This is a genomic window from Pseudomonadales bacterium, assembly GCA_024234215.1.
Classification (GTDB): Bacteria; Pseudomonadota; Gammaproteobacteria; order Pseudomonadales; family UBA5862; genus JACKOQ01.
Genome location: JACKOQ010000002.1, coordinates 213,403 through 235,695 on the forward strand (window position 1 = coordinate 213,403; position 22,293 = coordinate 235,695).

At 64.9% G+C, this 22,293-nt stretch carries 16 protein-coding genes; 11 read left to right on the forward strand and 5 right to left on the reverse strand.

Features of this window, described 5'->3' with window-relative positions; translation table 11 throughout:
• Window positions 1-38: 38 nt before the first annotated feature.
• Both dprA and H7A13_05420 read right to left on the reverse strand, forming a co-directional pair.
• Complete coding sequence (gene dprA / locus H7A13_05415) at window positions 39-1,202, reverse strand: DNA-protecting protein DprA (GenBank protein ID MCP5332779.1); 1,164 nt, start codon at window positions 1,200-1,202, stop codon at window positions 39-41.
• 29 nt (window positions 1,203-1,231) lie between these two features.
• The gene (locus H7A13_05420; protein MCP5332780.1) at window positions 1,232-2,293 is read right to left on the reverse strand and encodes a LysM peptidoglycan-binding domain-containing protein; all 1,062 of its coding nucleotides are present in this window, start codon (window positions 2,291-2,293) and stop codon (window positions 1,232-1,234) included.
• A 228-nt stretch (window positions 2,294-2,521) separates the two neighbouring features.
• Between H7A13_05420 and def the strand changes: the two genes are divergently transcribed.
• Entirely contained in the window at window positions 2,522-3,025 is a 504-nt protein-coding gene (gene def, locus H7A13_05425) for a peptide deformylase (protein MCP5332781.1), read from the forward strand.
• A gap of 35 nt (window positions 3,026-3,060) precedes the next feature.
• Here def and H7A13_05430 read toward each other — a convergent pair whose 3' ends face one another.
• A complete protein-coding gene (locus H7A13_05430; protein ID MCP5332782.1) occupies window positions 3,061-4,893 on the reverse strand; it encodes a phosphogluconate dehydratase in 1,833 nt (610 codons plus the stop codon).
• On the opposite strand from H7A13_05430, the gene H7A13_05435 reads away from it, so the two are divergent.
• The 4 genes from H7A13_05435 (at window position 4,892) to H7A13_05450 (ending at window position 7,948) form a co-directional block, all read left to right on the forward strand.
• Window positions 4,892-5,089 (forward strand): hypothetical protein, encoded by a 198-nt coding sequence (locus tag H7A13_05435; GenBank protein ID MCP5332783.1) that lies wholly within the window; start codon window positions 4,892-4,894, stop codon window positions 5,087-5,089. The two genes, H7A13_05430 and H7A13_05435, sit on opposite strands and share 2 nt — an antisense overlap.
• Entirely contained in the window at window positions 5,086-6,552 is a 1,467-nt protein-coding gene (gene zwf / locus H7A13_05440; protein ID MCP5332784.1) for a glucose-6-phosphate dehydrogenase, read from the forward strand. Before H7A13_05435 ends, zwf begins: the two co-directional genes overlap by 4 nt.
• Window positions 6,553-6,558: 6 nt before the next feature.
• Window positions 6,559-7,254, forward strand: coding sequence for a 6-phosphogluconolactonase (gene pgl, locus H7A13_05445; GenBank protein MCP5332785.1), 696 nt, complete (start codon window positions 6,559-6,561; stop codon window positions 7,252-7,254).
• A gap of 64 nt (window positions 7,255-7,318) precedes the next feature.
• Window positions 7,319-7,948, forward strand: a complete 630-nt coding sequence (locus H7A13_05450) for a glutathione S-transferase family protein (GenBank protein ID MCP5332786.1) — start codon at window positions 7,319-7,321, stop codon at window positions 7,946-7,948.
• Window positions 7,949-7,959: 11 nt separating this feature from the next.
• Here H7A13_05450 and prpF read toward each other — a convergent pair whose 3' ends face one another.
• Window positions 7,960-9,147, reverse strand: coding sequence for a 2-methylaconitate cis-trans isomerase PrpF (prpF, locus tag H7A13_05455; GenBank protein MCP5332787.1), 1,188 nt, complete (start codon window positions 9,145-9,147; stop codon window positions 7,960-7,962).
• An 8-nt stretch (window positions 9,148-9,155) separates the two neighbouring features.
• Window positions 9,156-11,765 carry a Fe/S-dependent 2-methylisocitrate dehydratase AcnD gene (gene acnD / locus H7A13_05460; GenBank protein ID MCP5332788.1) on the reverse strand — a complete coding sequence of 870 codons (2,610 nt, stop codon included), beginning with the start codon at window positions 11,763-11,765 and terminating at the stop codon, window positions 9,156-9,158.
• Window positions 11,766-12,314: 549 nt separating this feature from the next.
• Between acnD and H7A13_05465 the strand changes: the two genes are divergently transcribed.
• From H7A13_05465 to H7A13_05490, 6 genes are all read left to right on the forward strand, one after another.
• Window positions 12,315-15,518 carry an efflux RND transporter permease subunit gene (locus tag H7A13_05465; GenBank protein MCP5332789.1) on the forward strand — a complete coding sequence of 1,068 codons (3,204 nt, stop codon included), beginning with the start codon at window positions 12,315-12,317 and terminating at the stop codon, window positions 15,516-15,518.
• The gene (locus H7A13_05470; protein ID MCP5332790.1) at window positions 15,508-16,722 is read left to right on the forward strand and encodes an efflux RND transporter periplasmic adaptor subunit; all 1,215 of its coding nucleotides are present in this window, start codon (window positions 15,508-15,510) and stop codon (window positions 16,720-16,722) included. The genes H7A13_05465 and H7A13_05470 overlap by 11 nt, the downstream gene beginning before the upstream one ends.
• Window positions 16,706-18,148: an efflux transporter outer membrane subunit gene (locus tag H7A13_05475; protein MCP5332791.1), complete on the forward strand. Its 1,443-nt coding sequence runs from the start codon at window positions 16,706-16,708 to the stop codon at window positions 18,146-18,148. Before H7A13_05470 ends, H7A13_05475 begins: the two co-directional genes overlap by 17 nt.
• Window positions 18,149-18,214: 66 nt before the next feature.
• Window positions 18,215-19,408 (forward strand): MFS transporter, encoded by a 1,194-nt coding sequence (locus tag H7A13_05480; protein ID MCP5332792.1) that lies wholly within the window; start codon window positions 18,215-18,217, stop codon window positions 19,406-19,408.
• A gap of 101 nt (window positions 19,409-19,509) precedes the next feature.
• Entirely contained in the window at window positions 19,510-20,103 is a 594-nt protein-coding gene (locus H7A13_05485; GenBank protein ID MCP5332793.1) for a hypothetical protein, read from the forward strand.
• A gap of 139 nt (window positions 20,104-20,242) precedes the next feature.
• The gene (locus H7A13_05490) at window positions 20,243-22,198 is read left to right on the forward strand and encodes an acyltransferase (GenBank protein ID MCP5332794.1); all 1,956 of its coding nucleotides are present in this window, start codon (window positions 20,243-20,245) and stop codon (window positions 22,196-22,198) included.
• Window positions 22,199-22,293: the final 95 nt, after the last annotated feature.

The following is a 22,293-nucleotide window of genomic DNA, read 5'->3' on the forward strand; positions in this document are numbered from 1 at the left end:
GAGCCACGCAGAGGTTGCAAGCCGGTCACCGCCACCCTTCACAACTGCGCCCAGTGGTCGGCACCGAGCGCCGGATCGCGCAGATAGCCACCCAGTCCGGCGCGGATCCAGCCCTTGAGTTCGAGCTGCGACAGCAGGCCGAGCAGTTGCGGGACCGCCAGTCCGCTGCGCTCCACCAACAGGTCGACGCTGGTCGACTCAAAGTCGATGCAGCGCAACAGCTCGCGCTCCGTCGGGGTCAACAGCCCGGGTGGTTGAGCCATGCCCGGTCCGGCTGCCGTGGCAGCGCGGCCACTCAGGGTGAGGCCAAGCTCCTCCAGCACATCCTCGGCGCGCTCGACCAGCCGGGCGCCATCTCGCAGCAGCGCATGGCCACCACGGCTGAGCGGGTTCAGAATGGAGCCGGGCACAGCGAAGATCTCGCGCCCCGCCTCCAGCGCATGGCGCGCAGTGATCAGTGAGCCACTGCCCAGTCCGGCCTCGACCACCAGCACCCCCAATGCCAGGCCGGCAATCACCCGGTTGCGGCGCGGAAAGTGGTCGGCACGCGGCGGCGTGCCGAATGGAAATTCACAGACCACCGCCCCTTGTGCGGCAATCTGCTCGCAGAGCTGCCGATGTCGCGCCGGATAACAACTGTCGAGCCCGGTACCGACCACGGCGATGGTCTGCCCAGCGGGCACCGACAGCGCGCCGCGGTGTGCCGCGCCATCGATGCCCAGCGCCAACCCGCTGGTGATGATCAAGCCCGCCTCGGCCAGCGCCCGCGCCAGCATCTGGGCGATCTCGATCCCGGCCGGCGTCGGACTGCGACTGCCAACCACCGCCAACTGCGGTCGTTGCAGCAGCGCGACATCGCCACGCACGAACAGCAGCGGCGGTGGCGTCGCGGTCTGTGCCAATAACGGTGGATAGGCAGGGCTGCCCCAGCTCAACAGATGCAGCGCGTCACGTTCGAGCCAGCTCAGATCGTTTTCGACCAGCGTCCGCCACGGCGGGTCGGCCTCGCGGTTGCGCAGCAGATTGGCCAGCAGCTCGCCATCCAGGCCCAGCGCCCGCAAGCGATCCATGTTGGCCTCGATGATGGCGGCTGGCGAACCGAGCGCCTGCAGCAGCCGCAGCAGCCGGCGCGGACCCAGGCCGGGCGTGTGCAGCAGAGCGAGCCAGAGCCGCTGCTCATCGACCGCCAGCGGCTGGCTCATCGCGGTTTCAGGTTGACGGCGAGGGCTGTCTAGGGGGAGGAGACCAGATCACCGACATTGCCCGGTTGCGAGGATTCGAGCACCAAGGCATAACTCATCTTGTCGAAGGTGCGAAACACCATCAGCAGCCCCACCCGCTCGGCCGGCAGATCGACCCAGTCACCACGCTGCCGGTCACGCACCGCCGGCGGTTTCTTGCTGATGGCGAGCGTGTTGCCCACCTCCAGACCCGACGACCGACCGCGATTGAGCGCCACCACACTGTAACGGCCCACCTTCTTCACTCCACCCAGCACGGCGATGATCTTGCCATCGACCGCATTGGCCGGCGCACTGGGAAGATAGCTGGAGTTCACCCGCTCCTCGACCATCGGCAGCAGCCGATCATCGAGCCGTACCTCTTGTGCCGACTGATCGAGTTCGAGCGTGGCCACCTCCCCCTTGCCGGAGAGGTAACCGGCACGCCCCACTTCGATCAGTTCGATGCCCAGCAACTCACCGCTGTCCGGATCGACATAGCGCTCACCACTGCGAAACACCGCATAGGCCTGGACCGCCGATTCAGGCAGTCCTCTGGCCACGAAGCGGTCACCGGCCCCCATCAGCAGCCGCCCTTCCGGCCCGGCGATCACCCGCGCAGCGTCTTCAACCTCCTGCGCGCTGACGATGCGCCCCTTGATCAGATAGGGGCCCACCAGCTCGGCCGGCAGCGTCTCGATCGCACTCTCCAGCGGTTGTACCCGCACCTGTGGCGACAGGCGGGTCACACCATCCGACTCAAGAGCGTCGCCGCCCCGGTCGAGCAGCAGACGGGGCTCACCATCGACATGGACCAGCCGAAGCTGATCGCCGGGATAGATCAGATGGGGGTTCTTGATCTGCGGGTTGGCCTGCCACACCCGCGGCCAGTGCCAGGGCTTGTTCAGAAACAGGCCGGCAATGGCCCAGAGCGTATCGCCCTTCTTCACCACATAGCGGTCGGGATGGCCCGCCTTCAACGTCACCTCATCGGCAGCCACGCCAACCGTCGCCAACAGCAGTGCCAACACCAGCGCGGCGGTGGTCCGGACCTGCCCGATACTCTTCTTCATTGTTCTGTACTCACAGTGTGGCCGATGCGAACTCTCGTGCACCGGAACCGCCATTCGGCAGCATGAAAGGGGGATTGAAAAACCGGTGCAACCACCTCATCTCAAGCAGAGCCGGCCGAGCCGGCAGGCGCTGCCTGGTGAACGGCAGCGTGCCTTGTGGGCGCGCTGCTGGATACGATAATCTTAGCAGTACCCTTTCGAAATCCGCCAGAGCGCAGGCGCACCAGCATGACCATCCTCCAGATCCTCGAATATCCAGACCCCAGACTGCGCACCCGCGCGGCCCCGGTTTTGACATTCGATCAGGCATTGCGCCGTCTGGCCGACGACATGCTCGAAACCATGTATGACGCCCCGGGTGTCGGCTTGGCGGCCACCCAGGTCAATGTGCACCAGCAACTGGTGGTGATCGACGTCAGCGAAACGCGCAACGCGCCCTTGGTGCTGGTCAACCCCACGGTGCGGCCGCTTTCGACCGAACTGCTGGAGTGGGAGGAGGGCTGCCTGTCAGTGCCCGGCTTTCATGACACGGTCGCACGTCCCAGGCATATTCTGGTGAAGGCACAGGACATCGACGGCAACTCATTCGAACTCGAACCTGCGGGATTGCTGGCGGTCTGCATTCAGCATGAACTGGACCATCTCAACGGCAAGCTCTTCGTCGACCACCTCTCGCCTCTGAAGCGCCAGCGCATCCGCAAGAAGATCGAAAAACAGCAGAAGCGGGCCTGATCGGGGCTTTCAGGATGGAACCGCCGCGCTGAACTTCAACCGATCGGCGCCAGCAGCGTCGCACCCTGCTCCGCCGAGCCCACCTGCTGTCTGAACGGCGCGAAGAGCTCCCGCCCGTATCCTGACTCGTTCGCGCTCAGGTCGGCCGTCGCCAGCGGCCGCTTCTGCCACTCATCGTCAGCCACCTGCGCCATCAGGATGCCACGCTCGCAATCGAGCAGCACCCTGTCACCCTCGCGCAGTTTCGCCAGCGCACCACCCTGCGTGCACTCGGGTGTGACATGGATCGCCGCCGGCACCTTGCCCGAGGCGCCCGACATGCGGCCATCGGTCACCAGCGCCACCTGCTGTCCGCGCGCCTGCAGCAGGCTCAGGATCGGTGTGAGGCCATGCAGCTCCGGCATGCCATTGGCCATCGGTCCCTGGAACCGCACCACCGCTACCAGATCACCGCTGAGATTGCCGGCCTCGAACGCCTGCTGCAGCGCCTGCTGGGAGTCGAAGATCCGCGCCGGCGCCAACACCCGCCGATGTGCCGGCGCCACCGCCGACACCTTGACGATGGCGCGCCCGAGGTTGCCCTCGACCAGCCGCAAACCGCCGCTGGCGGAGAAGGGCTGCGCAACACCACGCAGCACATCAGGGTCACCACTCGCTGCCGGCGCCGGCCGCCAGATGAGCTGGCCAGTCTCATCGAGCAACGGCACCTCGGTGTAGGCGGCCAGACCGCGCTCCCCGGCGACGGTGCGGACATCGCCATGCAGCAGACCACCTTCCAGCAGTTCACGAATCAGCAGTCCCATGCCACCAGCGGCCTGAAAGTGGTTCACATCGGCCGCGCCATTGGGGTAGATGCGCGCCAGCAGTGGCACCACCGCCGACAGTGCGTCGAAATCGTTCCAGTCGATCAGAATGCCGGCGGCCCGGGCGATGGCCACTAGGTGGATGCAGTGGTTGGTCGAACCGCCGGTGGCCAGCAGGCCGACGATGCCATTGACGATGGCCCGCTCATCGATCACCTCCCCCACCGGTGTGCAGTGCGGTCCCAGTGCGGTGATCTCCATGGCCCGTTGTGCTGCCGCCTCGGTCAAGGCGCGCCGCAGTGGCGTGCCAGGGTTGATGAAGGCCGATCCCGGCAGATGCAGTCCCATCACTTCCATCAACATCTGGTTGGAGTTGGCCGTGCCATAAAAGGTACAGGTGCCGGGACTGTGGTAGGCGCGCGCCTCGACATCGAGCAGTTCGATCTGGCTCAGCTTGCCCTCGGCATGGCGTTGCCGCGCGGCCGCCTTCTCGCTGTTGGAGAGCCCGGATGGCATCGGACCTGCCGGCACGAAGAGCGCCGGCAGGTGGCCAAAGCTGAGCGCACCGATCAGCAGCCCCGGCACGATCTTGTCGCAGACGCCCAGATAGAGTGCCGCATCGAACATCTCGTGCGAGAGCGCCACCGCGGTGGCCATCGCGATCAGGTCGCGGCTGAACAGTGACAGCTCCATGCCTGGCTGCCCCTGGGTGACACCATCGCACATCGCCGGCACCCCACCGGCAAACTGGGCACTGCCGCCGGCGCGGATCGCGGCCGCCTTGATCCAGCCGGGATAGTCGACGAAGGGTTGATGCGCCGACAGCATCTCGTTGTAGGCCGAGACGATGGCGAGGTTGGCGCCCTCAGCCCCGCGCAGCAACTGCTTTTCGGCATTGGCGCAGCCGGCGAAACCATGGGCCAGGTTGGTGCAGGAGAGCGCCCGCCGACGTGGTCCGCGCCCTCGGGCCGCGCTGATGCGATCGAGATAGGCGGCGCGCGGGCCACTGCTGCGCTGGCGAATGCGCTCGGTCACCGATGCGATGCGGGGATGAAGCCTGGTCATGACGCCCTCCGATGCAGATCAGCCACTTAAAGACAAGAAAAAGGGCCACTTCACCCGCCTGGCTGACAGTGCCCTTTATAAGAAGATAGAAATTCCATGCCACCTTGGTGAGTTCGCGCCGCACATGCAGCGGGAGAAAAACTGGTATGGTTGCTGCGTGGCTGATGGCGGTTGCAACCTGGAGCTGTCGCGATGACCCTGACCCCGCTCTGCCCGTTCGAGATGGTCGTCTTCGGTGGCACCGGCGACCTCGCCCTGCGCAAGCTGATGCCGGCACTCTACCACCGCTATCAGGAGGGGCAATTCCCGGCCGACTGCCGCATCATCGCGGTCTCGCGCACCCCGCTGAACCGCGAAGGCTATCTGGTCGAACTGCGGCGCGCCCTGCAGAAATATGTGGCGGGCTCCCACTTCGAGGAGCACAGCTTCAACAGCTTCGCCGCCTTTGTCGACTATGTCGAACTCGACGGCAGCCAGCCCGAGGGCTATCAGCAGCTGCGTCAGCGGCTGCATGGCGACCACGACACCCCACGCGTTTTCTATCTGGCCACGGCCCCGTCGCTGTTTGGACCGATCTGCCACCAACTGCGACAGGCCGGACTGGTGCATGCCGGCACCCGGGTGGTGCTGGAAAAACCGCTGGGTCATGACCTGGCCTCCTCGCGGCTGATCAACGACCAGGTGGGTGAAGTCTTCGGCGAGCAGCAGATCTACCGCATCGACCACTACCTGGGCAAGGAGACCGTGCAGAACCTGATGGTGCTGCGCTTTGGCAATGCCCTGTTCGAACCGATCTGGCGCACTGGTTTCATCGACCATGTGCAGATCACCGTGGCCGAGCAGGTGGGGGTCGAAGGACGCGGCGGCTACTACGACCAGGCCGGTGCACTGCGCGACATGGTGCAGAACCACCTGCTGCAACTGCTCTGCCTGGTGGCGATGGAGCCCCCCTCGACCCTCGATGCCAATGCGGTCCGCGACGAGAAAGTCAAGGTACTCAATGCACTGGAACCGATCACCGCGCAGAACGTGACCAGCCAGACCGTACGTGGACAGTACCGTGCCGGCGCGGTCGGCGGCGTACCGGTGCCCGGCTACCTCGACGAGTCGGGCATCGATCCGCTCAGCAGCACCGAGACCTTCGTCGCCATCAAGACCCAGATCTCCAACTGGCGCTGGGCCGGCGTGCCGTTTTACCTGCGCACCGGCAAGCGGCTGCAGAACCGCATCTCCGAGATCGTCATCAATTTTCACCAGGTGCCCCACTCGATCTTCGAGCCCGGCTCCGGCGCGCTGATCAACAACCGGCTGGTGCTGCGATTGCAGCCCGAGGAGGGGGTCCGGCTGGCGATGATGGCCAAGCAGCCCGGACCGGGCATGCAACTGCGCTCGGTCGATCTCAACCTCGACTTCGCCGAAACCTTCAAGGGGCGGCTGCCCAATGCCTACGAACGGCTGCTGATCGATGTGATTCGCGGTCGACCGACGCTCTTCATGCGCCGCGATGAGCAGGAGGCCGCCTGGCGCTGGTGTGAGCCGATCCTCGCCGGCTGGGACCAGCACCCAGAAAACCTCAAGAAGTACATCTCCGGCACCTGGGGACCCACCGCCGCCATCGCACTGATCGAGCGCGATGGCTTCACCTGGCACGAGGAGTGAGCCGACGTGGTTCGCGAGCACCGTTTCGCCGACTCGACACAACTGGTCGCGGCACTGACCCAGTCCATCGTCGCCGACCTGCAACAGGCCCTCGACCAGCGTGCGGCGGCGACACTGCTGGTCAGCGGTGGACGTACGCCGACAGCGCTCTTTCAGCGACTGAGCCAGCAGCCACTGCCCTGGTCACGCATCATCGTCAGCCTGACCGACGACCGCTGGGTGCCAGAAACCCATCCGGACAGCAATGCCGGGCTGGTCAGGCGCGAACTTCTGCGCGCAGCCGCCGCGGCGGCGCGGTTCGTGCCACTGGTGACCGCCGCTGCCGACCCCTGGCTCGGCCATGCCGAAAGCGAACGGCTGTTCGCCCAACTGCATCGCCCGTTCGATGCGGTGATTCTCGGCATGGGCACGGATGGCCACACCGCCTCGCTCTTTCCAGGCAGTCCGCAGCTGCAAACCGGTCTGCATGAACAGCACAGCGCCACCTTTGCCGCCATGCCGCCGGCCGGCGTCGACCATCCGCGCGTCAGCCTGACCCTCGCCACCCTGCTCGACAGCCGGCAGCTCTATCTGCACATCGAGGGCGAACAGAAGTGGCAACGCTACCTGCAGGCGCGACAACCCGGCGCGGTCGAAACCTGCCCGGTGCGGGCAGTGCTGGAGCAGCAGAGGGTGCCGCTCGATCTGTACTGGAGTGCCTGAGGCCGCCTGCAGGGTGGATCGCAATCATCACCGCCGAAGAGGGCTTTTTACAGCGACGAATGCAATGAGGCGCAGCGTGAAGCTCTACGACGACCCCAGATCGGGCAACGGCTACAAGGTGCGACTGTTGCTGGCGCAACTGTCACAGCCTTACCAGTACCTGCCGATCGACATTCTGCGGGGGGAGTCCAGAACGCCGGCGTTCCTGAAAAAGAACCGCAACGGCCGCATTCCGCTGCTTGAGCTGGAGGATGGCAGCTGCCTGCCGGAATCCAATGCCATTCTCTGTTTTCTGTCCCAAGGCACACCCTTCTGGCCGACGGAGCGCCTCGAACAGGCGCAGGTGATGCAGTGGCTCTTCTTCGAGCAGTACAGCCATGAGCCGAACATCGCCACGCCAAGGTTCTGGCTTGTGATCAAGGGGTTCGAACCGACACCCTTCAACCTTGAGCTGCTGGCACAGAAGCAAAAGGCCGGAAATCAGGCATTGGCGGTGATGGATGAGCATCTGCAGCACCGTCAGTTCATGGTCGCTGAGCGTTACACCATCGCCGACATCGCCCTCTATGCCTACACCCACGAGGCCCATGAGGGCGGCTTCGATCTGTCACGCTATCCGGCCGTGCTGGCGTGGCTGCAACGGATCCGGGCGCAACCCGGTCACATCACCATCGACCAGTGGACTGCCGGGTAGTCGCTTGCGGCTCAGAAGCTTCCTTTCGGCACCCGCACCCAGCCTTCCATCAAGATCCGCGCGCTGCGGCTCATGATCGCCTTCTTCGCCACCCACTCGCCGTTTTCCTGCCGCGCCTCGGCACCCACGCGCAGGGTGCCCGACGGATGGCCGAAGCGCACCGCCTCGCGCTCGCCGCCACCGGCGGCCAGGTTGACCAGTGTGCCGGGAATGGCTGCCGCGGTGCCAATGGCGACCGCGCAGGTGCCCATCATGGCGTGGTGCAGTTTGCCCATCGAGAGCGCACGCACCAGCAGGTCGATGTCGCCCACCGCAATCTGTTTGCCACTGGACGCCACATAATCCTTCGGCGGCGCCACGAAGGCGATCTTCGGCGTGTGCTGGCGCGTCTGGGCCTCTTCCGGCGTCTTGATCAGGCCCATGCGCAGCGCACCGGCGATGCGGATCTGCTCGAAGCGCTCAAGTTGCTTCGGATCGGTGTTGATGGCTTCACGCAGTTCGGTGCCGCTGTAGCCGATCTCTTCGGCATTGACGAACACGGTGGGAATGCCGGCGCTGATCAGTGTCGCCTTGAGTGTGCCGATACCGGGCACGTCGAGGTCATCAACCAGATTGCCGGTGGGAAACATCGCGCCGCCGTCCTCGCCATCATCGGACGGATCGAGAAATTCGAGCACGATTTCGGCCGCCGGAAAGGTCACGCCGTCGAGTTCGAAATCACCGGTTTCCTGCACCTGGCCATCGGTCACCGGCACCTGTGCGATGATGGTTTTCTTGATGTTGGCCTGCCAGATGCGCACGACGCAGATGCCGTTCTGCGGCACGCGCGACGCATCGATCAGCCCGGCATGAATCGCAAAGGCACCGGCAGCGGTGGATAAGTTTCCACAGTTGCCGCTCCAGTCGACGAAGGCCTTGTCGATGGAGACCTGCCCATAAAGGTAATCAACGTCGTGATCGGGCTGCGTGCTTTTGGAAAGAATCACGCACTTGCTGGTGCTGGAGGTAGCGCCGCCCATGCCGTCGATCTGCGCGGCGTAGGGATCGGGGCTGCCGATCACGCGCAGGAACAGTTTGTCGCGCGCTTCACCCGGCTGCTGACAGCTGGTCGGCAGATCCTGCAGGCGAAAGAACACGCCCTTGCTGGTGCCGCCGCGCAGGTAGGTGGCGGGAATTTTGATTTGTGGGGCCTGTGCCATGGTCTACCTCAAGCGCTCTTCGCCGCGGCCAGAAAATCCTGCGCGAAGCGCTGCAACACACCACCCGCGTCATACACGGAGACCTCTTCGGCTGTGTCGAGACGGCAGGTGACCGGCACTTCCACCTTCTCACCATCTTTGCGATGGATGACCAGCGTCAGGTCGGCGCGCGGGGTGCGCTTGCCGATGACGTCGTAGGTCTCCGTGCCGTCGAGCGCCAGCGTCTTGCGGTTGGTGCCCGGCTTGAACTCCAGTGGCAGCACACCCATGCCGATCAGGTTGGTGCGGTGGATGCGCTCGAAGCCCTCGGCGACGATCGCCTCCACACCGGCCAGACGCACCCCTTTGGCCGCCCAGTCACGCGATGAACCCTGGCCGTAGTCGGCGCCGGCGATGATGATCAGCGGCTGCTTGCGGTTCATGTAGGTCTCGATCGCTTCCCACATGCGCATCACCTTGCCGTCCGGCTCGACCCGCGCCAGCGAACCCTTCTTCACCTTGCCGTCGACCACCGCCATCTCGTTGACCAACTGCGGATTGGCGAAGGTGGCGCGCTGGGCGGTGAGGTGATCGCCGCGGTGGGTGGCGTAGGAGTTGAAGTCCTCCTCCGGCAGGCCCATCTTCGCCAGGTATTCGCCCGCCGCCGAATCCAGCAGGATGGCGTTCGACGGCGACAGGTGATCGGTGGTGATGTTGTCCGGCAGCAGCGCCAGCGGCCGCATGCCTTTCAGCGTGCGCTCGCCGGCCAGCGCGCCTTCCCAGTACGGCGGGCGGCGGATGTAGGTGGATTGTGGGCGCCAGTCGTACTGCGGCTTGGCACGCTCGCCGGTGGTGTCGCGCAACTCGAACATCGGGATGTAAACGGCGCGGAACTGCTCCGGCTTCACGCTCTTGGCCACGATGGCGTCGATTTCCGCGTCGGACGGCCACAGGTCCTTGAGATAGATCGGCTTGCCGTTCTTGTCGGTGCCGAACGAATCCTTCTCGATGTCGAAACGAATGGTACCGGCCAGCGCGTAGGCCACCACCAACGGTGGCGAGGCGAGGAAGGCCTGCTTGGCGTACGGATGAATACGGCCGTCGAAATTGCGGTTGCCGGAAAGAACGGCCGTGGCGTACAGGTCACGGTCGATGATTTCCTGCTGGATCTTCGGATCGAGCGCGCCGGACATGCCGTTGCAGGTGGTGCAGGCGAAGGCGACGATGCCAAAGCCGAGTTTCTCCAGCTCGCCCTTCAGGCCCGCTTCTTCCAGATAAAGCGCCACGGTCTTGGAACCGGGTGCCAGCGAACTTTTTACCCAGGGCTTGCGGGTCAGGCCGAGCGCGTTGGCTTTCCTGGCCAGCAAAGCGGCGGCGATGACGTTGCGCGGGTTGGAGGTGTTGGTGCAGCTGGTGATGGCGGCGATGATCACCGCGCCATCCGGCATCAGCCCTGCTGCTTCCTGCTTGCGTGCGGCGTCGAGATTGCCGGCGATGCCCTTGGCAGCCAGGTCGCTGGTGGCGACACGCGCATGCGGGTTGGACGGGCCGGCCATGTTGCGCACGACGCTGGACAGGTCGAACTCGAGGCCACGCTCATACACCGCGCTTTTCAGCGCGTCGGCCCACAGGCCGGCTTCTTTCGCGTAGGTCTCGACCAGTTTCACCTGTTCGTCACTGCGACCGGTCAGGCGCAGGTAGTCGAGCGTCTGCTGGTCGATGGTGAACATCGCTGCGGTGGCGCCGTATTCCGGGGCCATGTTGGAGATGGTCGCGCGGTCGCCGATCGACAGCGAGGAAGCGCCCTCGCCGTAAAACTCCAGATAGGCGCCGACCACTTTCGATTGGCGCAGGAACTCGGTGAGTGCCAGCACCATATCGGTGGCGGTGATGCCCGGTTGGCGCTGGCCGGTGAGTTTCACGCCGACGATCTCCGGCAGCCGCATCCAGGAGGCGCGGCCGAGCATCACGTTCTCGGCTTCCAGGCCACCGACGCCCACGGCGATCACGCCCAAGGCATCCACGTGCGGCGTGTGGCTGTCGGTGCCCACGCAGGTGTCCGGGAAGGCCACACCGTCCTGCACATAGATCACCGGCGACATCTTCTCCAGGTTGATCTGGTGCATGATGCCGTTGCCGGCCGGGATCACGTCAACGTTATCGAAGGCGAGCTTGGTCCACTCGATGAAGTGGAAGCGGTCTTCATTGCGACGATCCTCGATGGCGCGGTTTTTCTCGAAGGCCTGCGGATCGAACCCGCCGCACTCCACCGCCAGCGAGTGATCGACGATCAGCTGCACCGGCACCACCGGATTCACTTTCGCCGGATCACCGCCCTGCTCGGCAATGGCGTCACGCAGGCCGGCGAGATCGACCAGCGCGGTCTGGCCGAGGATGTCATGGCACACGACGCGGGCCGGGAACCACGGAAAATCGCGCTCGCGTTTCACTTCGATGATCTGTTTCAGGCACTCATCAATGATGGCCGGATCGGCCTTGCGCACGATGTTCTCGGCGTGGATGCGGGCGGTGTAGGGCAACCGGTCCCAGGCGCCGGGCTGGATGGCGTTGACGGCTTCGCGCGCGTCGAAGTAGTCGAGAGAAGTGCCGGGCAGGGCTTTGCGGTATTGGGTATTCATCGGCAGTTGATCCACAACATGTTTTTGATTCTTGACGAGATGCCAGCTCATTGGTCATGCCTGAAGCTGTGGCAACGGTCGGAAAGACCATGCCGGTTCAATCGATCCGTTGACCCGTCTCGGCACTCTGCATTGGCCGAAGTTTACCGCAAAAAGTTGATCATCGAGTCGTGACGGGCAATGCGCAGTCGTCTTGAACAACCCTGTCGCCCCTCTCACGCACGTCATCGAGCCATGCTCGGCCTTGCAACGCAAAAACGCACCAGGAAGATGCACTGCCACTGCCCGAAGGCGCTTTTCCGTCCTTTGCCCAAGCTGTTATGCTCTGCAACGATTGAGCTCCCCCCACGACTCCACCAGGGTGACAGGGCTGATGCACTGAGCATGACGCCCTTACTGGCGCCTCTTGTGCGGAAATGCTTAGCCATCGAACTATTTGGTGACTGATATCTATCTTTTTGTGCTTCACGCAGTGATGGGTCTGTTCTTGTTCCGGCATCAACCGAACAACCGGCATGACAGCCGATTGAAATGGAATCCGATCCAATGATGCTGGGTCTGGTCCGCATCGCCCTGCAACGGCCCTACACCTTCATAGTGGTAGCGCTGCTGCTGCTGATCATCGGCCCGCTGGCCGCGCTGCGCACCCCCACCGACATTCTGCCGGCAATCCGCATTCCGGTGATCGCGACGGCCTGGCAATACACCGGGTTGCCGCCGGATCAGATGGCGGGGCGCATGATCACACAGTTCCAGCGCACCCTCAGCACCACCGTCAACGACATCGAGCACATGGAGGCCAACTCCTACGCCGGCTACGGCATCATCAAGGTGTTCTTCCAGCCGGGTGTCGATCTGGCGATTGCCAATGCCCAGGTGACGGCAGCCTCGCAGGTGGGGATCCGACAGATGCCGGCCGGCACGACACCGCCGCTGATCCTGAACTACGAAGCCTCGACGGTGCCAATCATCCAGCTGGCGCTCTCGGGCAAGGGAATGTCCGAGCAAAGCCTGGCCGACATCGGGTTGAACAGCGTCCGCATCGGTCTGATCACGGTGCCGGGTCTGGCGATTCCCTACCCCTATGGCGGCAAGAGCCGGCAGGTGCTGATCGATCTCGACCCCACCGCGCTGCAGGCGCGCGGCCTGTCGGCACAGGATGTCGCCAACGCACTGGCGGCACAGAACCTGATCGTGCCGATCGGCAAGCAGAAGATCGGTGAATTCGAATACACCATGCAACTGAACAGCGCGCCCGATGCGATTGCCGAATTGGGCAATCTGCCGATCAGGGTGGTGAATGGTGCGATGGTCTACATCCGCGATGTCGCCCAGGTACGCGATGGCAATCCGCCCCAGAGCAACATCGTCCATGTCGACGGCAACCGCTCGGTGCTGATGTCGGTGCTGAAGAACGGGTCGACCTCGACGCTGGCGATCGTCGATGGGGTCAAGCGCAAGCTGGCCGAAATCACCCCCTCGCTGCCGGAGAACCTGAAGGTCGAACTGATCAACGACCAGTCGCTGTTCGTGCGTGCTGCCATCACCGGCGTGGCGGTCGAAGGCGTGATCGCCGCGGTGCTGACCAGCCTGATGATCCTGCTGTTTCTGGGCAGCTGGCGGGCCACGCTGATCATCGCGCTGTCGATTCCGCTGTCGGTGCTGGGGGCGATCATCGCCCTGTCGCTGACCGGAGAGACCTTCAACATCATGACCCTGGGCGGTCTGGCGCTGGCGATCGGCATTCTGGTCGACGATGCCACCGTGACCATCGAGAACATCAACTGGCACCTCGAACAGGGCAAGCTGGTCGAAACCGCGATCATGGATGGCGCCCGGCAGATCGTCACGCCGGCCTTCGTCTCGCTGCTGTGCATCTGCATCGTCTTCGTGCCGATGTTCTTTCTCGAAGGGGTCGCCCGCTTCCTGTTCGTGCCAATGGCCAAGTCGGTGATCTTTGCGATGATCTGCTCGTTCCTGCTGTCACGCACACTGGTGCCGACGCTGGCCAACCATCTGCTGCGCACCCATGCGTCCCACACCGACCTGCATGGCAACGACCTGGCGCTGCCGCCCTCGCGCAACCCGCTGGTGCGCTTCCAGCGCCGCTTCGAGGCCGGTTTCGAGCGGTTTCGTGACCTCTATCGACAACTCCTGCTGCTGGCATTGGCGAACCGTCGCCGTTTCGTCGGCGGTTTCATGCTGCTGGTGCTGGCCTCCTTTGCCCTGGTGCCCTTTCTGGGCCGCAACTTCTTCCCGGCGGTCGACAGCGGGCAGATTCTGATCCACGCCCGTGTGCCGGTCGGCACCCGGGTCGAAGAGACCGCTGCCCAGTTCGCCAGAATCCAGGCGGCCATCCGCCGCATCATTCCGGCCGATGAGATCGCCACCCTGGTCGACAACATCGGCCTGCCGATCAGCAGCATCAACCTGACCTATAACAACACCGGGGTGATGGGGAGTCAGGATGGCGACATCCAGATCGCCCTGAAGCCGGGACACGCCCCCACGGCCGACCATGTGCGCGCGCTGCGCGAGCAGCTGCCACGGCTGTTTCCCGGCGTCACCTTTTCGTTTCCGCCCGCCGACATCGTCAGCCAGATTCTCAACTTCGGTGCGCCGGCACCGATCGATGTGCAGATTCGCGGCAACAACCTCGATGCCAATTTCGACCATGCCAACCTGCTGCTGAGCAAGATCCGGCGCATTCCCGGCATTGCCGATGCGCGCATCCAGCAGTCACGCAGCAACCCGGTCTTCAGGGTCGATCTCGATCGCACCCAGGCGCAGCAGGTGGGGCTCACCACCCGCGATGTGACCAACAGCCTGCTGGTCAACCTGGCCGGCAGCAGTCAGGTGGCACCCACCTTCTGGCTCAATCCGGTCAATGGCGTCTCCTACCCGATCGTGATGCAGACACCGCAACATCAGCTCGACTCCCTGTCGACACTGGCCAACCTGCCGATCAGCGGACCTGGCAACAGCAGCCCGCAGATTCTCGGGGCGCTGGCCAGCATCGAACGCAGCCGCAGCAATGCGCTGGTGAGCCAATATGACATCCAGACCATGGTGCAGATTCATGCAACCACCCAAGGGCGCGATCTGGGCGCGGTGGCCAAGGAGGTGCGACGCGTCATCGATGAGAACGCCCATGCGCGTCCCAAGGGCAGCACCGTCGTGCTGCTGGGTCAGGTCAATACCATGGAGCTCTCCTACAGTGGCCTGCTGTTCGGCCTGCTGGGCGCCGTGGTGCTGATCTACCTGCTGATCGTCATCAATTTTCAGTCGTGGAGCGACCCCTTCGTCATCATCTGTGCGCTGCCGGCCGCGCTGGCCGGCATCGTCTGGATGCTGTTCGTCACCTACACCCCGCTGTCGGTGCCGGCGCTGACCGGCGCCATCATGTGCATGGGGGTCGCCACCGCCAACAGCGTGCTGGTGATCAGCTTCGCCCGTGAGCGGCTGCTGGAACTGGGCGATGCGACGGCAGCCGCACTCGACGCCGGCTTCATCCGCTTCCGTCCGGTGCTGATGACGGCCCTGGCGATGATCATCGGCATGGCGCCGATGGCGCTCGGTCTGGGCGAAGGCGGTGAGCAGAATGCCCCGCTCGGCCGGGCGGTGATCGGCGGTCTGATCTTCGCCACCCTCGCCACACTGATTTTCGTGCCTGTCGTGTTCAGCCTCGTGCATGCCGGAGCGGGGCATGACCGCATGCCCGAGGCCGCCACTGGAGAAGCCCATGCCCGTTGACCCTTCCACCCCGACGCTGTCGCGCACCCGCTTGCGCCTCGCCGCGCTCATGCTGCTGCTGTTGGCTGCCACGCTGGTGGTGATCGGCATTCTCAGCCGGGCCAACGCCGAAGCCGAGCTGAAAGCCGCGACCGAAGCGCAGGCAATACCCACAGTCGCCGTGCTGCTGCCGATAAAGAGCAAACAGGCCAGCGAGATCGAGCTGCCCGGCCGGCTCGAAGCCCACGCCCGGGCGCCGATCCATGCGCGGGTGGCCGGCTATCTGAAGAGCTGGAAGGTCGACATCGGCAGCGAGGTCAAGGCCGGTCAACTGCTGGCCGAGATCGAAACCCCCGAACTCGACCAGCAGCTGCTGCAGGCGCGGGCCGACCTTGCCAGCGCACAAGCCAATGCCACCATGGCGCAAAAGAGCGCCCGGCGCTGGCAGGCGATGGTCGGTTCCGACGCGGTGTCGCAACAGGAGGCCGACGAAAAGAGCAACGACCTGATGGTCAAGCAGTCGGTGGTCAAGGCGCTGCAGGCCAATGTCGAACGGATGGAGGTACTGAAGGGCTTCGCCCGCATCCAGGCCCCCTTTGCCGGCACGGTCACTGCACGTTCGACCGACGTCGGCGCGCTGATCAACCCCGGCAGCAGTGGCGGCGCGGAGCTGTTCGTGATTGCCGACACCCGGCGGCTGCGGCTCTATGTCAGCGTGCCACAGAATCAGACAGCGAAGATCGGACCGGGCACCGATGCGCAGGTGACGGTGCCCGAACGGCCCGGCAAGCGCTATCCGGCAAAGGTCGAGGCTTCGGCCCAGGCGGTGCAGGCCGCCTCGGGCACGGTGCTGATGCAGCTGAGCGTGGACAACAGCGCCGGTGAACTGCTGCCCGGCAGCTACGCCCGGGTGAGCCTGGCGCTGCCACAGGCGGCGGAAGGGCTCAACATCCCGGTCAGCGCGCTGCTGTTCGACAAGTCCGGGCTGCGCGTCGCCACGGTGGATGCCGAGAACCGGGTCCGGCTGAAAACGGTCACCCTGCTGCGCGATCTCGGCAAGAGCATCGACATCGGCACGGGATTGACGGCCAGCGACCGGGTGATCGAAAGCCCGCCCGATGGCATCAATGAGGGCGATCCGGTGCAGATCGCAGCGCCCGAGAACAAGAGCCCTGCCGAGGGCAAACCAGCGACGGATGGCAAGCGCGATGCCGGCAAGGGCTGAGCGCAGGCTCACTGGCTTGCTGGCGCTGACTCTGGCGCTGGCCGGCTGTTCGTTGGCACCGCCACCGCAACTGCCGGAGGTGCCGGTGGCCGCCAGCTACCGGGAGGAGGCGCCCTGGACCCCGGCCCAGCCCGCCGACCAGTTGCCGCGTGACGGCTGGTGGCAACTCTACGGCGATGCCGAACTGGATGCCCTGCAGCAGCGGCTGCTGGCGAACAGCCCCGATCTGGCCGCCGCGCTGGCGCGCTATCGGCAAGCCGAGGCGGTGACCCGGCAGAGCGAGTCGGCGCTGCTGCCGCGCCTGAACGGTTCGGCCACGGTGCAGCGGCTCCAGCAGTCGCAGATGCGCCCGTTGCGCCCTCCTCCGGCGCCGAACGCCGCCGACCAATACAACTCCAACACCCTTGGCGTGTCCGCCGACTATGAAGTCGACCTGTGGGGCCGCATCAGCAATCAGGTGACATCGAGCCAGTCGACCCAGCAGGCGGTGGCCAATGACCTGGCCTCGGCACGCCTCAGTCTGGCGGCACAGCTTGCCGACGGCTACCTGGCGTTGCGAGGACTGGACCGGGAGAGTGCCTTCCTGCAGCAGAGCGTGGAGAGTTATGTCAAGGCGCTGGAACTGACCCAGACTCGCCATCAGGGCGGAATCGCCTCCGGGCTCGATGTCGCCCGTGCCCAGACCCTGCTCGACAATGCACGTTCACAACTGGCGCAGAGCCGGGCGCAGCGGGCGCTCGTTGAACATGCGATTGCCGCACTGGTCGGCGAGTCGGCCTCCAGCTTCAGCATCGCGCCCAGACTGACCGAGGTCAGGGTACCACCGGTTCCGGTCGAGCTGCCCTCGACCCTGCTGCAGCGGCGACCCGACATCGCCGCCGCGCAGCGGCGGGTCGCAGCGGCCAATGCCAATGTCGGCGTGGTGCGCGCCGGCTACTATCCGGCGATCATGCTCGGTGCCTCGGCGGGCTACCAGAGCAGCGATGCCAGCGACTGGATCAAAGCCCCCAACCTTTTCTGGTCGGTCGGCCCCTCCCTGGTCGTCAACCTCTTCGATGCCGGCAAGCGACGTGCCGAAGAGGCACAGTCACGGGCGCTGCTTGACGAGGCCGGCGCGAAGTATCGCGGCGTGGTGCTGACGGCCTTCCAGCAGGTCGAGGACAATCTGGCGCTGCTCAACCACTACCAGAGTGCGCGCGAGGCCGAGCAGTCGGCCGTCGCTGCCGCCCAACGTTCGGTGCAACTGGCGCAGAGCCGCTACCGCGAAGGCGTGGCCAACTACCTCGAAGTGGTGACCGCGCAGGTCGCGGCCCTGCAGAGCGAACGCAACGCGCTCAATCTGGCCGTGCGCCAGCAGCGTGCCAGCGTGCAGCTGATTCGCGCGCTGGGCGGCGGCTGGTCGGAGAGCGAAGCACCCTCGCCGTGATGAATGCGGCGCCTGCACCCGGCTGCCACTGATCTCCACGGATTGAGTCCATCGAGGATGAACGCCTTGTCAAACCCTGCCGTCGCAGCGCCCCCTGAAACACTGCTCAACCGGCCATTTCTGCTGGTGCTGATGGTCGCTGCGGTCTTTGGCTTCTCATTTTCGAGCTTTTTCCTGCTGCCCAAATTTCTGTCGGTCGCCCTGGCGGCCGACGCGGTCAGCATCGGCAGCATCACCACGCTGTTCTGGCTCGCTTCGGCATTGACGGTGCCCTACATCGGCGGCTTGATCGACCGCCACGGCCGCAAGCGCTATGCCCTGATCGGTGCATTGATTCTGGCACTCTCCTGCATCGGCTTCGTGTGGGTCGACAGTCTCGGTCCGCTGATCTGGCTGCTGCGCATCCTGCAGGGCATCGGCTTCACGCTGTTTCTGGTCGCGCTCTCCACGCTGGCGGTCGATCTGGCGCCACCGGCGCGCCTGGGCCAGGCGCTGGGGATCTTTGGCGCGGTGATGATCCTGACCAATGCGGCAGGACCCGCCTTCGCCGAATGGACCTCGGCCCACTACGGCTGGCAGCCGGTGTTCGTGGCCACCGCCGCGGCCGCGCTGCTGGCCGCCCTGCTCTGCCGTCTGCTGCCGGAGCAGCGGCTGCTGCTGGCCGACACCCGCCATGCCACGCTGTGGCAGGTGCTGCGCCGACCCGGCATCGGGCCGATCATCCTGGTGTCGGCCATGGTGGGCTGGGTGTTCGGCACGCTCTTCACCTTCTACCAGCCCTGGGCGCTGTCGCTCGGCATCGAGCAGGTGGCGAGCTACTTCATCGCCTATGCGGTGGTGGCGGTGACGATACGGATCTTCTTCGGCGACCTGCCCGACCGGCTCGGGCGGCTGCGGGTGGTGCGCGCCAGCCTGCTGCTCTATGTGCTGACCCCGCTGGCGCTGGTCTGGCTGGACCAGTTGAACCTGTATGTCGCGGGCGCCATTCTCGGACTGACCCAGGGCGTCTACTACCCGGCACTGAATGCAGTGGCCATCGACTGCGCCACCCCGCAGGAGCGCGGCAAGGTGATGGCGGCCTACAGCGGCGCCTTCAACTTCGGTCTGGCGGCGGCGGGGTTGATCCTCGGCCATCTGGTGCTGGCGATGGGCTACCGCAGCGTCTTCGCCTTCGCCAGCGTGATCAGTCTGGTCGCCTTTGCACTGCTGGCCGTCACGCCACAGCGCCACTTCCGGCCGGCACCGATGACGCCGGAGTGACCCTGCCGGCGCGCAACGCTGCTTTGCCAAGCTGGACAGCCCTGCTTATGCTGCGACCTCCCATTCGATGGATGCACAACCCATGAAGGAGCAACTGATCCATGACTGAACAGAAACCGGGCGCTCCCTGGTGGCAGACCCTGCCTGGGGTTCTGACCGCCACCGGCACCCTGATCGTCGCCGTGACCGGTCTGCTCGGCATGCTGCATCAAAGCGGCCTGCTCGGTGGCGGCAGCACGGCCGGCAAGCAGCCGGCCACCGTCGAGGCATCCGCTGCTGCACCCTCGGCGGCCCAGCCCAGGCCGGCGGCACCGGCTGACAGCGACGAAGAGACCGATCGGCTCGACACAGCGGAAAAACGCCCAACAACCCCGTCGACAGCCAATGGCGAACCGGCCGTCACCGCAGGACTGACGGCCGCAGCGCAGCAGGCGGAGTTCCGGCGGCGGGTGCAGCAGGGTCTCTACCCCAGCGAGGTCGAAGGCCAGTGCAAGGAGGGGGTCGAGACCTTCCGCACCCTCTGGAAGCCGCTGCCGGCCGGTGCCGAGTTCGTTTCGGTGCGCAGCATGTCCAAGGAGGGCTTCCAGACCAAGCGCGACAAGTTCGCCGGCGACGGCTATGCGATCGAGTCGGTACACAGCTACCAGAACTGCAAGGGTGTCGAGCGCTACCACGCCACCTGGATCAAACGCTGATCCAGCCTCCACCCCGTTGAAACACGGCCTCCGGCCAACCGACTCCGATGGCGCCAAGCCACTTCCGCTTCCCCACATCGGTTGCACGCCTTTTTGAACAGCACCGTCACCCGATGATTCAATCGAGCACGACCACCGCATGAGCACCCGGCACTACCGCCCGGAGATCGATGGCCTGCGGGCGCTGGCCGTCGTGCCGGTGATCCTGTTTCATGCCGGATTGCCTGCCTTCTCTGGCGGCTTCGTCGGCGTCGACATCTTCTTCGTGATCAGCGGTTACCTGATCACCTCGATCGTCATCAAGGAGCTCGACCAGGGCCGCTTCAGCTTCGGCAACTTCTACGAACGCCGGGCGCGGCGCATCCTGCCGGCACTGCTGCTGGTGATGCTCTGCTCGATCCCGTTCTCCTGGCGCTGGATGATGCCGGATGAACTGAAAGACTTTGCCCAGAGCCTGCTGGCGGTGCTGCTGTTCTCTTCCAACCTGCTGTTCTGGCAGGAGTCGGGCTATTTCGATGGCGAGGCCGACCTCAAACCGCTGCTGCACACCTGGAGCCTGGGGGTCGAGGAGCAGTTCTATCTGCTGTTCCCGCTGAGCGCCTGGCTGGCGTGGCGCTGTTTTCGCCGGCATGTCTCGCTGTTCTATGTCGCGCTGCTGTTGGTGAGCCTGCTGGCTTCGCAGTGGCGCCTGGCCGGCGATGCCAGCGCGGCGTTCTACCTGCTGCCGTTTCGTGCCTGGGAGCTGCTGCTCGGCGCACTGCTGGCGCTGCACGAAGCCAGAGCGGGCGGACGCACAGCGCCACGTTGGAGCGAATGGAGCGGTGCTGCCGGGTTGGTGCTGATTCTGCTCAGCCTCGCTCTTTTTGGAAGAGAGACGCCGTTTCCGGGCGTCGCCGCCCTGCTGCCGACGCTCGGCACCCTGCTGGTGATCCATGGCGCTTCGCCCGCCACCTTGGTCGGCAAGCTGCTGGGCCAGCGACTGCTGGTCGGCATCGGTCTGATCAGCTACAGCGCCTACCTGTGGCACCAGGTGCTGTTCGCGCTGACGCGGCTCTACACCTTCAACACCGCCCACATCGATGTTTACAAGATATTGGCGCTGCTCAGCTTTGCGCTCGCGTTCATCAGCTGGAAGTATGTCGAAGGCCCCTTCAGAAGTGCCAGCCGCGTGCCACTCAAGCCCTTCATCGCCATGCTGACCGTGGCCATGCTGGCGGTGGCCGGCTTTGGCCTCGCCGCGGTGGCCACCGATGGCTTCGAGGCCCGCTTCAACCGCAGCCTCGATGAGACGCAGCGGCTCTACCATCTCAATGCCAGAGAGAGCGCCAGGCTGAAAAAACTGGGAGAAAACCACATCAGCCACGGCGAGTGCATCATCGACAGCCCCAGCGTCAGCGAACTGTTCCTCTCACAGTTCCAGCACTGCGCCCGCAGCCGGGGCAAGGCACTGCTGGTCATCGGCGACTCCCACTCCGGCAATCTCTTTCGCGCACTGGCTTCGGCTGCGGGGCGGCCCGATTTTCTCATTCGCCTCGGTCGGGGCTCCTGTCGCCCGGCCGATCAACAGGCCAAGTGCGACATCGGCGAGATGGCCGACTTCCTGCTGACACACAAGGAACAGATCTCCGCAGTGGTCTTCGCCCAATCCGGCTTCTATCTGCTGCAGGGTGCCCGACGCGAGTCGATCCTGCACAATCGGACCCTGCTCGCGCCCGATCAGGCCCTCATCGACCGGACGCTGGAGTTTCTGATCCCGATCAGCGAGGCCGTGCCGACCTACTGGTTCGGCCCCTGGATCGAACCGCATCTGCCGCTCGACAATCCACGCCGGATGGCCACGACCGCGCTCGATCAGCTCGATTTCAGCGCGCTGAACCGCGACATGTTCGCCCAGCTCGACCGATCCATCGCGCAGCGGGCGAGCGCCCGGGCACCCCTGCTGAACTATCGCTCGCAGGTGCGGGAAGAGGGCGCATCCGCTGACTTCATTCCACTGCATGTCGCAGGCTGCATCACCTTTCGCGACAGCAACCACCTCAGCCAGTGCGGCGAACGGCTGATGGGGCAGAAAATGCTGGACAGGATTGCCCGCTGACGCCCGCCGCCTTTGGATAGAATCGCTGGATCGCCGACAGCATCAACAAAAAGAAGCCGGATGCCGGGTGAACACGGACCAAACCAGCGACCTCA